The sequence below is a fragment of the Aliivibrio sp. S3MY1 genome, from assembly GCF_028765575.1.
Classification (GTDB): domain Bacteria; phylum Pseudomonadota; class Gammaproteobacteria; order Enterobacterales; family Vibrionaceae; genus Aliivibrio.
Window position 1 is genome coordinate 15424 of record NZ_JARACO010000003.1, and the last position, 13376, is coordinate 28799.

Below are 13376 nucleotides of genomic sequence, written 5' to 3' on the forward strand. Positions count from 1 at the left end.
AAGTACTAGTAATACCTTGAGTTTATGGGGATACCTCGCTAATATACATGTATAAATAATCAGTGGTTTTACTATGTCTATCATTTTAGGGATCGATCCCGGCTCTCGTATTACTGGCTACGGCGTTATTCGTCAAAATGGCCGACACCTGCAATATTTAGGCAGCGGTTGTATCCGTATGTCAGAAAAAGAACTTCCTGGTCGTTTGAAGCAAATATACGCAGGCGTTTCTGAAATTATTACCCAGTTTCAGCCCGATGTATTCGCCATCGAACAAGTTTTTATGTCTAAAAATGCAGATTCAGCCTTAAAACTTGGTCAAGCGAGAGGCAGTGCAATTGTTGCCGCAGTAAATGCAGATTTACCGGTTTATGAATACGCCGCAAGATTAATTAAGCAAGCAGTAACAGGAACGGGTGGAGCAGATAAAGCACAAGTTCAACATATGGTAATGAGTATGCTGAAACTTCCTGCAAAACCACAAGCCGATGCAGCCGATGGACTAGGGGTTGCCATTTGTCATGCTAATACCAATAAAACCTTAATAGCCTTGGCTGGCAAAGCAACGAGTGCCCGACGTGGGAGATATCGCTAGGCACGATTAAATTATCATTTCTTTTACTGGATATCTATCCAGTTCTTTATTACTATTCGATATAGTTAATTTATTTTAAAGAGTATCTATTGTGATCGGACGCCTTCGTGGAAATCTATTAGAAAAACAGCCACCAGAATTATTAATTGAAGTAAGTGGCATTGGTTATGAAGTTCAAATGCCAATGAGTTGTTTTTATGAGTTACCAGAGATTGGCACTGAAGCGATCATCTATATTCACTATGTAGTACGTGAAGATGCTCAATTGTTATATGGCTTTAATACTAAAAAAGAACGAGCTTTATTTAGAGAAGTGATTAAAGCGAATGGTGTTGGTCCTAAACTTGGCCTTGCTATTTTATCTGGAATGACAGCATCCCAATTTGTACAAAGTGTCGAGCGTGAAGATATTTCAACATTAGTGAAATTACCTGGTGTAGGAAAGAAAACAGCAGAGCGTCTAGTTGTTGAAATGAAAGACCGCCTTAAAGGATGGGGAGCTGGTGATTTATTTACTCCTGCGACTGATGCTGCGCCAATGGACGATGGTTCTAACCTAATTTCTTCACCTCAAAGTGCACAAGATGAAGCGGTAAGTGCATTGATATCTCTTGGTTATAAGCCGGTACAGGCGTCTAAAATTGTTTCTCAAGTAGCAAAACCTGATATGACAAGCGAAGCATTAATTCGTGAATCATTGAAATCGATGATCTAATTATTTTCATTATTCTTTATTACTATTTATTTATTGAATCGCTGAGTGCCTTTTTATGATTGAAGCTGATCGCCTTATTGCTGCCGATAACCCTGTTTTTCGTGAAGAAGAAGTCATCGATCGAGCGATACGACCTAAGAAACTAGAAGACTATCGAGGTCAAGACCATGTTCGCAGCCAGATGGAGATTTTCATTAAAGCAGCACAAATGCGCAATGAACCCCTCGATCATCTATTAATTTTTGGTCCTCCAGGTTTAGGTAAGACAACACTCGCGAATATTGTAGCTAATGAAATGGAAGTCAATATTCGTACTACTTCAGGCCCTGTTCTTGAAAAAGCAGGAGACCTAGCTGCACTTCTAACAAACTTAGAAGAAAACGACATTTTATTTATTGATGAGATCCATCGATTAAGCCCAGTTGTTGAAGAAATATTGTACCCAGCAATGGAAGATTACCAGTTAGATATTATGATTGGTGAAGGCCCAGCAGCTCGCTCGATTAAAATCGACTTACCCCCTTTTACTCTTATCGGTGCAACGACAAGGGCGGGTTCATTAACGTCTCCATTACGTGATCGCTTTGGTATTGTGCAACGATTAGAGTATTACAAAGTCGATGATCTTCAATATATTGTTCAACGTAGTGCAGATTGCCTGAATTTATCGATGGAATCTGAAGGCGCGCTTGAAGTTGCTCGTCGTGCTCGTGGTACTCCGCGTATTGCTAACCGATTATTGCGTCGAGTACGAGATTATGCGGATGTAATGAGCGACAGTCATATCTCGTCGGAGATTGCAGATAAAGCGTTGAACATGCTTGATGTTGATGTCCGTGGTTTTGATTACATGGATAGAAAGCTTTTATTAGCGATCATGGAAAAATTTGATGGCGGGCCGGTTGGTCTTGATAATATTGCAGCAGCGATTGGTGAAGAAAGAGATACGATTGAAGATGTGATTGAGCCGTATTTAATTCAGCAAGGTTATCTTCAACGAACCCCAAGAGGGCGTATTGTCTCAGATCGAGCTTATCTTCATTTTGGAATTGATAGACCTGATAAATAGACCATCGCTAGGTATTCATATTTTGTAATAACCTATTAATAAACAACTCAATAAATTGAAAGCGGATGATTAAAATCATCCGCTTTTTCGTATAAAAAATGTGAAAAGTGTGAAAAGTAGCCAGTTATGTAAGTTTGGGTGTAATTAACTTACAAAAAATGGACAAACCTTTTGAAAGAAACTGCTTTTACTATTAATATTAGCGAGTTCTATATTAGGTTGGCCTTAACATCAAGCTAACGTTTTTTATACAATCATGTAACGTTTTATGGTTATTAATACGGTTATAAATATTAAAACCAATGCATAAAGTGTTACGCTCACCCAAAAGTGTGGAAGCACTGTGTCATTCAGCCTGACACAAAGGAGTTCTCATGATCTTTGATGTAGTGGAGTTATCGCGATTGCAGTTTGCAATGACAGCGATGTATCACTTCCTATTCGTTCCCCTGACTTTAGGTATGGCCTTCTTACTGGCTATCATGGAGTCTTTATATGTAATGACAGACAAGCAAATTTACAAGGACATGACAAAGTTCTGGGGTAAATTGTTTGGTATTAACTTCGCATTAGGCGTAGCTACAGGTCTAACGATGGAGTTCCAGTTTGGTACAAACTGGTCTTATTATTCTCACTATGTTGGTGATATTTTCGGGGCTCCTCTTGCCATCGAAGCACTAATGGCCTTCTTCTTAGAATCTACTTTTGTTGGTTTATTCTTCTTTGGTTGGGATCGTTTATCAAAACGTCAGCACCTTACTGTAACTTGGTTAGTGGCGTTAGGTTCAAACTTCTCAGCACTTTGGATTCTAGTAGCAAATGGCTGGATGCAAAACCCAGTTGGCGCAGAATTTAACTTTGAAACCATGCGTATGGAAATGGTGAGCTTTGCTGAAGTTGTGTTAAACCCAGTAGCTCAAGTTAAGTTCGTACATACAGTAGCATCAGGCTACACCTGTGGTGCAATGTTCGTGCTTGGCATCAGCTCTTACTACCTATTAAAAGGTCGTGATGTTGCATTTGCTCGCCGTTCATTCGCTATTGCTGCCTCATTTGGTATGGCATCAATTCTGTCTGTAATGGTACTTGGTGATGAATCTGGTTATGAGCTAGGTGAAGTTCAACAAGTTAAGCTAGCAGCCATTGAAGCGGAATGGCACACAGAAGAAGCACCTGCTGCATTTACTGTGTTTGGTTTACCAAATCAAGAATCAATGGAAACGGATTACGCAGTTAAGATCCCATATGTAATGGGAATTATTGCTACGCGTTCATTAGATAAGCAAGTAACAGGTCTACGTGATTTAAAAGAACAGCACGAAGTACGTATCCGTAATGGTATGGTTGCTTATGAATTGCTAGAGAAATTACGTAATGGTGATAAAACACCTGAAAACATCGCTGCATTTGATGATGTTAAACATGATCTAGGTTATGGCTTATTGCTTAAGCGTTATACGGATAATGTTGTCGATGCAACAGAAGAGCAAATTAAAGCTGCTACGGATGATTCAATCCCAACAGTTTGGCCACTATTCTTCTCTTTCCGTATTATGGTTGCTTGTGGTGTAGCAATGCTACTTATCTTCGGTTTTGCCTTTGTTCAGACGTGTCGTCAAAAGATCGGTCAAAAATCATGGTTACTTAAAGCTGCCTTATTTGGTATGCCGCTACCATGGATCGCAATTGAAGCCGGTTGGTTTGTCGCAGAATATGGTCGTCAACCATGGGCTGTTGGTGAAATATTACCAGTAAATGTTGCAGCGTCAGCATTGACGGTATCTGAGATTTTAATCTCGATGGCAATGATCATTGGTCTGTATACGATATTCTTGATTGCTGAAGTTTACCTAATGGTGAAATTCGCACGCAAAGGTCCTAGCAGCTTGAAAACTGGCCGTTATCACTTTGAGCAAGATGGTCAAGATTCAGAAGCGAAATTATCTCGCCAAGTAGAAGCATAACAACGGAGATTTGAGTAATGTTTGATTACGAAGTATTGCGATTTGTTTGGTGGGCATTGATCGGTGTATTACTGATTGGTTTCGCCGTAACAGATGGCTTTGATATGGGGGTAGGTGCATTAGTACCTATCATCGGTAAAACAGATACAGAACGTCGAGTGATGATTAACTCCATCGCACCTCACTGGGATGGTAACCAAGTATGGTTAATCACTGCTGGTGGTGCTCTATTTGCTGCATGGCCATTAGTTTACGCTGCATCATTCTCAGGTTTTTACCTAGCAATGATCGTAACATTGGCAGCACTATGGTTCCGACCAGTAGGCTTTGATTACCGTTCTAAAATTGAAGATAAGCGCTGGCGTTCAGCATGGGATGCTGCAATCTTCATTGGTAGCTTTGTTCCACCAGTGATCTTTGGTGTTGCGTTTGGTAATTTACTTCAAGGTGTACCATTCGAGTTAAACAACCTAATGATGCTGAGTTATCATGGTGGTTTCTTGGCGTTGTTAAACCCATTTGCATTGCTTTGTGGTTTAGTAAGCTCAGCAATGTTCATCACTCAAGGTGCAACATGGCTACAGATGAAAACAACAGAGGAGCTTCATACTCGTTCTCGTAATGTTGCGATGATTTGTAGTGTTGCTGTTATTGTTCTGTTTGTTATCGCTGGTTTCTGGGCTCAAAGTATCGAAGGTTATGTCATTACCACGGTTCTTGATCACAATGCAGCCTCTGATCCACTAAATAAAGAAGTGGTTCGTGAAGTCGGTGCGCTATTCAATAATTATAATGAATATCCACTGCTTTGGATTGCTCCAGCACTCGCTGTGATTATGCCTATCGTTACAATTATAGCTTCTCGTGTAAATATGGGTGGTTTAGCGTTCTTAAGCTCTAGCTTGACGAATGCGGGTGTTATTTTAACGTCTGGTTTCGCATTGTTCCCATTCGTAATGCCATCGAGCTTTAATCCAGATCATGGTTTAACTATGTGGGATGCGACATCAAGTGAATTGACGCTGCGATTAATGACTTATGTTGCAATCGTAATGGTGCCAATTATTCTTGCTTATACCATTTGGACGTACTACAAAATGTTTGGTCGTCTTGATTCTAAATTCATTGAAGAGAACAAAACGTCTCTTTACTAAGGAGTATTTATTATGTGGTATTTCGCATGGATCCTAGGCGTGCTGCTAGCATGTTCATTTGCAATCATTAATGCTCTTTGGTTAGAGCATTCAGAAATGATGGACAAAGACAGTGAGTAATTTCACTGACAAAATAGATAATGTTCAACGCCCAATTAATCATATAATCGTACGATTATTATTGGTAGGGGTGGCTATTTTTCACATGGCAATGCTGATGTGGGAGCCAACAGTATATTCGGAACAAATTGGTGGCTTTGGTGGGTTATTAGCACCTAGTTTGATTTATTCAGTATGTACGGCGTTCATTTTTGCGGTTGGCTTTATTCCGCAAAAATGGATTTGGAAATTGTTATTTAGTCCGTATTTTTCAATAACAATCTTAAGCTACTTTAGTTATCTCTATTTTATATAGTGGATTATATGCGATAAGATTTGTACATTAGAACGCCATACTTAGCGGTTTGTTACTTTTCTAGTGATAAACCGCTTTTTTTGGGCGATTTTTTCCACAAAAATAGATTTCATATGGTGACCGAATTCAATTTTAAGTTATAGTTAACGTCTGATTTTTCAATAAAAAGAGAAAACGTCATGGATAAAAACGCATTTAAATGGCCTATTACCATTTATTATGAAGATACTGATGCAGGTGGCGTTGTTTATCATTCAAATTATCTGAAGTTTTTTGAACGTGCTCGAACAGAACTATTACGTCATCACGGTGTCTCTCAACACGTGCTGTTAGAAAAATCAGTTGGATTTGTCGTTAAAAACGTAAATATTGATTTTATGCAAGGTGCTCGTTTAGATGAGCAACTTATTGTAGAAACATTCATAACAGAAATCAAAAAGGTGTCATTAACCTTTTGTCAGTTATTGGTTAATTCTGAAGGTAAGGTATTGTGCAAAGCTACAGTTAAGGTAGCCTGTATTGATAATGCTAAGATGAAGCCAACAGCGATACCACTATTTATATTATCGGAGATATCTTGTGACAGGTGAACTATCAATTCTCGATCTATTTTTGCAAGCTAGTTTATTAGTTAAGGTCGTGATGCTTATCCTATTAAGCTTGTCTGTAATGTCATGGGCGATGATTTTTAAACGCTCAAAAGTCCTATCAGTAGCACGTACTGATTCTGAACGTTTTGAAAATAAATTTTGGTCAGGTATGGATCTGTCTCAATTATTTAATGAAGTAAAGGTTCGTAAAGACAGAATTAGTGGCACAGAGAAGATCTTTTATTCTGGTTTTAATGAATTTGCACGTTTATCTCGAGTGAGTAACTCATCAGACGCCGTGATGGATGGTACATCTCGAGCGATGCGTGTAACCGTATCTCGCGAAGTTGATCACTTAGAAACGAATTTACCATTTCTAGCAACGGTTGGTTCAATCACCCCTTACATTGGTCTATTTGGTACGGTTTGGGGTATCATGCACTCATTTATTGCTTTAGGTTCAGTAAAGCAAGCGACACTTTCGATGGTTGCTCCTGGTATTGCTGAAGCACTAGTTGCCACTGCAATGGGCTTATTTGCTGCAATCCCAGCGGTTATTGCTTATAACCGTCTTAGCGTGAAAGTGGGTAAGTTAGAGCATAACTACGCGGCATTTATGGATGAATTTTCGAGTATCTTACATCGTCAAGCAATGGCAAGTCAGGAGAAGTAATGTCTGGCTACCAACCTAAAAAAAGAAAATTAACCGCAGAGATCAACGTTGTTCCTTATATTGATGTGATGTTGGTGTTATTGATTATCTTCATGGTAACCGCTCCGTTTGTCACTCAAGGTGTTGATGTTGAATTGCCAGAAATGACAAATACCAAATCAGCACAAGCGATGGCAGGGGAAGATCCAAATGCAACATTTATTATTGTTGAGATTGATAAAGACGGTAATTTGGGGCTAAGCGTTGATAATAAAGATGTTCGACGACCAATGTCGATGCAGGAAATGATCACTAACGTTAAAGCAGAATTAAGTATTAAACCGAACTCACCGGTTGCGGTTGGTGGTGATGCAAGCACGCCATATTCAGAGATAGTGCTTGTTCTTGACGAGCTAAGTCGAGCAGGGGTGAGTAAAGTTGGGTTACTTACTGATCTTAAGGAATAGAAGTGAATCATAGACGATGAAGTCGGATAATAATTACACCTTTGCTATTGGTATTTCTGTTGGATTGCATCTACTGCTTGTTGTAGTGCTTATTTTCAGCAGCGGCTTCGCGATGGATGAAAAACCAAAAATTAATACAATTCAAGCGGTAGTGATAGATCAAAACACCATTGCAAAGCAAGCGTCTCAAATTCGTCAAGATAGAGAAAGAGCAGAACGTGCTGAAAATGAGCGGTTAAAAAGATTGAAACAACAGGCTGCTCAATTAGAAAAAAATCGTAAAGCTGAAGAGGAGCGTATTCGTGACCTTAAAGCTCAGCAAGTTAAAGAGAAAAAAGCCGCTCGACAAGCTGAAGAAGAACGCAAAAAAGCGGTAGCAGAAGCGAAAAAGCAAAAAGAACGAGCTGTTGCTGCGGAAGCGGAACGAAAACGTAAAGCGGATGCCGCTGCAAAAGCGGAAGTTGCTAAGCAGGCTAAAATTAAAGCTGATAAAGAAAAAGCCACAAAAGAGGCGGCAAAGAAAGCGCAATTAGAAAAAGAACGGGCTGCGAAAGCTGAAGCAGATCGTAAGGCAAAAGAAAAAGCGGCAAAAGTTGAAGCCGAAAGAAAGGCCAAAGCTGAAGCTGATCGTGTGGCGAAAGCTAAAGTTGCCGCTGAAAAAGCACGCCAAGAAAAGGCTAGAGCAGCTAAAGCAGACGCTGAACGTAAGCAAAAAGAAGCCGCATTAAATGATATTTTTGCTGGTTTAGAAGATGAAACCGTTCAAAATAGCTCGGCAAAGCAGCAGCATATTGATGATGAACTTAATCGATATAGTGCTATTTATACTCAGATGATTCAACAGAACTTATTAACAGATGAGACTTATATTGGTAAAAGTTGTCGTGTGAAAATTAAATTAGCGTCATCAGGATTACTGCTTTCTGTAACAACATTGAGTGGTGATGCTCAAGTTTGTCGAGCAGCAAAAACCGCCGTAACAAAAGTAAATGTATTCCCAATGTCAAATGATGCTGATATTGCAGCTAAACTTACAAATATAAACCTTACCGTTCAACCAGAATAAGGAAGAGCAAGTGCTTAAACGATGGATGTTAACTCTTTTTATCGCCTGTTTAGGGTTTACTCAGGTAGCAAGAGCAGAATTAGAACTTGTCATTACTGAAGGTGTTGATTCAGCAAGACCAATAGGCATTGTGCCTTTCAAATGGCATGGTGAAGGCAAGTTACCACAAGATATTTCAGCCATCATTTCGTCTGATTTACAGCGCAGTGGTAAATTTAATCCTTTAGCCACCAATAAGATGCCTCAAACACCCTATAAAGATTCGGATATTAATTACGAAGCTTGGACTAAAATGGGTGTAGATGCGATTGTTACTGGTGAAATAAAGCTAAATGCTGAAGGTAAGTATGAAGTAACTTATAAGTTAATTGATGTTGTTCGAGGTCAATTAACCAAAGGAAATTCTAAAGCGTTAAATAGCGAAGGTAAGTTGGTATCAACTCAAGATCATGTTTTAGTAAACAAAGTTGCTACTTTATCTAAAAAACAATTACGTAAGTATGCACACCGTATTTCAGATGTTGTTTATGAAAAACTGACGGGCGAAAGAGGCGCTTTTTTAACTCGTATCGCTTATGTTGTCGTGAACGATAAAGTACAGTATCCATATCAGTTGCGAATTGCCGATTATGATGGTTATAACGAGCGTTTGGTATTGAAATCAAAACAGCCAATTATGTCACCTGCATGGTCTCCTGATGGTAAAAAATTAGCTTATGTGAGTTTTGAAAATAGAAAATCACAAATTTTTATTATGAATATCTATACGGGTAAGAGAGAATTAATTGCTTCATACCCTCGTCATAATGGAGCTCCTCGTTTTTCACATGATGGTAAAGAACTAGCAATAGTCTTATCCAAAGCAGGTAGTTTGAATGTTTACATCATCAATTTACAGACGAAGAAAATGCGTCAAATTACTCGCGGAAGATCGAATAATACGGAACCTTTTTGGTCTCCTGATGATAAGTCTTTAATATTTACTTCAGATCGGGGTGGTAAACCTCAGATTTATAGAGTAAATTTAGAAGATGGTTCAACAAAACGTTTAACCTGGCAAGGCAGTCAAAATCTTGGTGGGCAGATTACTCCAGACGGTAAATTTATCGTTATGGTTAATCGCTCAGAGACTGGATTTAATCTAGCAAAACAAGATTTAGAAACTGGTGCCGTCCAGGTCTTAACCAAGACACTACTGGATGAGTCACCTAGTATTGCGCCAAATGGCGGCATGGTGATTTACAGTTCCATTTATAGAAAACAGAATGTACTTTCAATGGTTTCTATAGATGGCCGTTTTAAAGCTCGCTTACCAGCGACAAACGGACGTGTAAGGGCACCAGCGTGGTCGCCATTTTTATAGCTACTAAATATTTAGGAAATAAGGAAAATATAATGCAACTAAATAAACTTCTTAAGAGTCTTTTAATCGCACTTCCAGTGGTTGCTCTTTCTGCTTGTAGTTCTAGCGACAGCGCAACTGACAGTACTGCTGGCCAAGAATCAACAAACGGCGTAGAAACTCAAGCAACGGGTGCTGAAGGTCAAATTGATACTGCTGTTGTGACTTCTATTGAAGTTGATGAAGTAATGAATGAAGCTAAAGTTCGCGCTCAAGCTGAGCAAGAGCTTCGTAAAGTTCAAACAGTTTACTTCGCATTTGATAACTCAACTATCTCTTCTGAGTACCAAGATTTGCTTGCTGCACACGCTGCTTTCTTAAGCGTAGATCCTGCAATCAAAGTAACAGTTGAAGGTCATGCGGATGAGCGTGGTACTCCTGAGTACAACATCGCACTGGGCGAGCGTCGTGCTAAAGCAGTTTCTAAATACCTACAAGCTCTAGGTGTTTCTGCTGACCAAATCTCTATCGTAAGCTACGGTGAAGAGAAGCCACTAGTACTAGGTCAAACTGCTGAAGATTATGCTAAAAACCGTCGCGCTGTATTAGTATACTAATCGACAGTTTATAAGGCAGACTTATATGAAATACAGTAACCTTAAGCGAATTATTCCGCTTACGTTGCTGGCGAGTGCGGCGACCCTTGTGGTCGCCGCTCCTGCTCCAGTCACCGATTTAAATGCAACAGCTACCTCTTCTGCTCCAGCATCTTCTACAAGCATTGAGCGTCTAGAACGCTTAATTAAAAGCCGCAATCAAATTCAACTGCAGTTACAACAACAACTTGATGGCTTATCAGAAGAATTGTCGGAAATGCGCGGTATGGTTGAACGTAATAGCTACGAGCTTGATCAAATGCTAGAGCGTCAGCGCCAGCTATACATTGAAATCGACACACTGAGAACAGCAAAGCCAGTTCCAGACGCGACACCAACAGAAGGCTCGGGTGATACTGGTGCTTCAGGTTCTTATGCGGCTGATACGAATGAAAATGAAGCTTACCAAAATGCGGTAGATCTTATTTTAAAGAAAAAAGACTACGCAGGAGCAACAAAAGCATTCCAAGAGTTTGTCGTTGCTTATCCTGATTCGGTATATAACTCAAATGCTCATTACTGGTTAGGCCAACTTTACTTTGCACAAAAGAATGACATCGAAGCGGCAAAAAGTTTTGCTAAAGTCGTTAGTTATTCTGATTCAAATAAACGTGCAGATGCATTATTAAAGTTAGGCGAGCTTGCTAAACGAAATAACAATAAAGCTGCTGCTCAAAAATATTATCAAAAAGTGATTTCTGAATATCCAGATAGCACCACGGCGAAAACAGCTGATAATCAGTTAAAATCGTTATAAATAGAAACTAAAAAGGGGCCGAAACGCTCCTTTTTTATTACCTCTAACTTGCTGCTTATAGCATAAGGCGTATAATATCTAGATTATTTTAAGATATTAATGAGCTGAGCAATGGGCCACATTTTAGACCACGTCGATACGGTATATCCTTTTCCTCCAAAACCTATCAAATTAAGCGCTGATGAGAAAATGCAGTACATCGCGAAAATTAAGCAGCTGCTTAGCGATAAAAATGCGGTATTAATTGCTCATTATTATACTGATCCTGAGATCCAAGCGTTAGCTGAAGAGACGGGTGGCTTTGTAGGTGATTCACTTGAAATGGCCAAATTTGGTAATCGCCATGACGCGAAGACACTGGTTATTGCTGGTGTTCGTTTTATGGGTGAATCTGCAAAGATTTTAACGCCTGAAAAAACCATCTTAATGCCAACACTAGAAGCCGAATGCTCGCTTGATCTAGGCTGTCCTGCTGATAAATTTACAGAGTTCTGTGATGCTCATCCTGAACACACTGTTGTTGTTTATGCCAATACCTCAGCAGCAGTAAAAGCTCGTGCTGATTGGGTCGTAACGTCAAGTATCGCTCTCGAAATTGTTGAACACCTTGATGATGAAGATAAGAAAATCATCTGGGGACCAGATCGTCATTTAGGTTCATACATTGCGAACAAAACTGGCGCAGATATGCTGTTATGGCAAGGCGAATGCATTGTTCATGATGAGTTTTCGGCAAAAGCACTAAAAGATGCGAAAGCACTTCACCCAGATGCCGCAGTTTTAGTTCACCCAGAGTCGCCAGCAAGTGTGGTTGAATTGGCTGATGCGGTAGGGTCTACAAGCCAGTTAATTAAAGCTGCCAAAGAGTTACCACAACAGAAAATGATCGTAGCAACCGATAAAGGCATCTTCTTTAAAATGCAGCAAATGGTGCCAGAAAAAGAACTGTTAGAGGCTCCAACTGCCGGTGCTGGTGCAACGTGCCGTAGCTGTGCTCATTGTCCGTGGATGGCGATGAATGGCCTTGTAGCGATTGAGAAGGCGCTTAATGAAGGTGGTGCAGAGCATGAAATCTTTGTTGATGAAGAAACACGTCTAAAATCACTTATTCCATTAAATCGCATGCTAGATTTTGCAGAGCAACTAAACGCGAATAAGTAATGCTTTATATCGTTAAATAAGAATGGCGACCAACGTGGTCGCCATTTTTGTTATTGGGTTTTCCTTTATTCGTCGCGACTTGCTTCCGCTTCTGCAAGTTCAAAACCACGCATGGTTAAGCCTGATAACATCATAGGAACCGCTTTGTAAATTTCCACAAATTCATCTAAACCCTCAATGCCTTGCTCTTTAAGCGTAGATAGAGCGGTTTCAGGATCAAAAAGCATGCTGATAGAAAGTAATACGCCGCCTAATAGAGCATTGTTTTCACTCTCTTCTGGCATTAGCGTTTCCCAATCGTCACGAGTTAATTGCCAGCCTTGCAATAAACCCTCAGAGAACTGACGAGTTTGTGCAGTTACAATCTCTTCATCATCAAGTTGACATGCTTCAGGCCATTGCCACTGGCCAGATAAAAAGGCTTCGCGATACTCATTCCATAGGTTAACTACAGTATTAGCATACGTTTCTAAATCTTCTGCTGTGGTAAAAGGAGACACCTCTTCGCCACCCCACAAAAACGCTAGCCATTCATTAGGGTTAATAAGATTTGGAGCCGCAGCCATAGCAGCAATAAAACCTTGTGTTTGTGCCTCTGTAAGCAGTTTATTTTCTAATTCAGGGTTTGAAAGAATTGCCGTAAGTGATAAAGACATAATGTTCTCATTCCATTCAAGTTTTCATTATTGTATCAAGAACTTTCAATATTGTCTGAATAGAAATTTATGCTTAGTTTCTTGTCTTAATACGCTGTCTCTTTGTGAAGCTAACTC

Annotated in this window: 16 protein-coding genes; 15 read left to right on the plus strand and 1 reads right to left on the minus strand. The window is 39.8% G+C overall.

Annotation, left to right across the window (positions count from 1 at the left end):
• Positions 1 to 73: 73 nt before the first annotated feature.
• The 15 genes from ruvC (at position 74) to nadA (ending at position 12603) form a co-directional block, all read left to right on the plus strand.
• Positions 74 to 595, plus strand: coding sequence for a crossover junction endodeoxyribonuclease RuvC (gene ruvC / locus PVK62_RS02875; protein WP_045101697.1), 522 nt, complete (start codon positions 74 to 76; stop codon positions 593 to 595).
• 91 nt (positions 596 to 686) lie between these two features.
• Positions 687 to 1310, plus strand: a complete 624-nt coding sequence (ruvA, locus tag PVK62_RS02880; RefSeq protein ID WP_274443358.1) for a Holliday junction branch migration protein RuvA — start codon at positions 687 to 689, stop codon at positions 1308 to 1310.
• A 55-nt stretch (positions 1311 to 1365) separates the two neighbouring features.
• Positions 1366 to 2379, plus strand: coding sequence for a Holliday junction branch migration DNA helicase RuvB (gene ruvB, locus PVK62_RS02885; protein ID WP_274443357.1), 1014 nt, complete (start codon positions 1366 to 1368; stop codon positions 2377 to 2379).
• Positions 2380 to 2756: 377 nt separating this feature from the next.
• The gene (gene cydA, locus PVK62_RS02890) at positions 2757 to 4343 is read left to right on the plus strand and encodes a cytochrome ubiquinol oxidase subunit I (protein WP_274443429.1); all 1587 of its coding nucleotides are present in this window, start codon (positions 2757 to 2759) and stop codon (positions 4341 to 4343) included.
• 17 nt (positions 4344 to 4360) lie between these two features.
• Positions 4361 to 5497, plus strand: a complete 1137-nt coding sequence (cydB, locus tag PVK62_RS02895; RefSeq protein ID WP_274443356.1) for a cytochrome d ubiquinol oxidase subunit II — start codon at positions 4361 to 4363, stop codon at positions 5495 to 5497.
• A gap of 12 nt (positions 5498 to 5509) precedes the next feature.
• Complete coding sequence (gene cydX / locus PVK62_RS02900) at positions 5510 to 5617, plus strand: cytochrome bd-I oxidase subunit CydX (RefSeq protein WP_012550467.1); 108 nt, start codon at positions 5510 to 5512, stop codon at positions 5615 to 5617.
• Positions 5610 to 5912 carry a cyd operon YbgE family protein gene (locus tag PVK62_RS02905; RefSeq protein WP_274443355.1) on the plus strand — a complete coding sequence of 101 codons (303 nt, stop codon included), beginning with the start codon at positions 5610 to 5612 and terminating at the stop codon, positions 5910 to 5912. The genes cydX and PVK62_RS02905 overlap by 8 nt, the downstream gene beginning before the upstream one ends.
• A 179-nt stretch (positions 5913 to 6091) precedes the next feature.
• On the plus strand, positions 6092 to 6502 hold the full coding sequence (ybgC, locus tag PVK62_RS02910; RefSeq protein ID WP_274443354.1) for a tol-pal system-associated acyl-CoA thioesterase: 411 nt from the start codon (positions 6092 to 6094) through the stop codon (positions 6500 to 6502).
• On the plus strand, positions 6492 to 7175 hold the full coding sequence (gene tolQ / locus PVK62_RS02915; RefSeq protein ID WP_122035425.1) for a protein TolQ: 684 nt from the start codon (positions 6492 to 6494) through the stop codon (positions 7173 to 7175). Before ybgC ends, tolQ begins: the two co-directional genes overlap by 11 nt.
• Complete coding sequence (gene tolR / locus PVK62_RS02920) at positions 7175 to 7621, plus strand: protein TolR (RefSeq protein ID WP_122035423.1); 447 nt, start codon at positions 7175 to 7177, stop codon at positions 7619 to 7621. Before tolQ ends, tolR begins: the two co-directional genes overlap by 1 nt.
• Positions 7622 to 7637: 16 nt before the next feature.
• The gene (tolA, locus tag PVK62_RS02925; RefSeq protein WP_274443353.1) at positions 7638 to 8687 is read left to right on the plus strand and encodes a cell envelope integrity protein TolA; all 1050 of its coding nucleotides are present in this window, start codon (positions 7638 to 7640) and stop codon (positions 8685 to 8687) included.
• A 10-nt stretch (positions 8688 to 8697) separates the two neighbouring features.
• Complete coding sequence (gene tolB / locus PVK62_RS02930) at positions 8698 to 10050, plus strand: Tol-Pal system beta propeller repeat protein TolB (RefSeq protein ID WP_274443352.1); 1353 nt, start codon at positions 8698 to 8700, stop codon at positions 10048 to 10050.
• 32 nt (positions 10051 to 10082) lie between these two features.
• Complete coding sequence (gene pal / locus PVK62_RS02935; RefSeq protein ID WP_274443351.1) at positions 10083 to 10646, plus strand: peptidoglycan-associated lipoprotein Pal; 564 nt, start codon at positions 10083 to 10085, stop codon at positions 10644 to 10646.
• 25 nt (positions 10647 to 10671) lie between these two features.
• Positions 10672 to 11442, plus strand: coding sequence for a tol-pal system protein YbgF (ybgF, locus tag PVK62_RS02940; RefSeq protein WP_274443349.1), 771 nt, complete (start codon positions 10672 to 10674; stop codon positions 11440 to 11442).
• Positions 11443 to 11553: 111 nt separating this feature from the next.
• Positions 11554 to 12603, plus strand: coding sequence for a quinolinate synthase NadA (nadA, locus tag PVK62_RS02945; protein WP_274443348.1), 1050 nt, complete (start codon positions 11554 to 11556; stop codon positions 12601 to 12603).
• Positions 12604 to 12668: 65 nt separating this feature from the next.
• Here nadA and PVK62_RS02950 read toward each other — a convergent pair whose 3' ends face one another.
• Positions 12669 to 13259, minus strand: coding sequence for a UPF0149 family protein (locus tag PVK62_RS02950; RefSeq protein ID WP_274443347.1), 591 nt, complete (start codon positions 13257 to 13259; stop codon positions 12669 to 12671).
• Between the last annotated feature and the right edge of the window lie 117 nt (positions 13260 to 13376).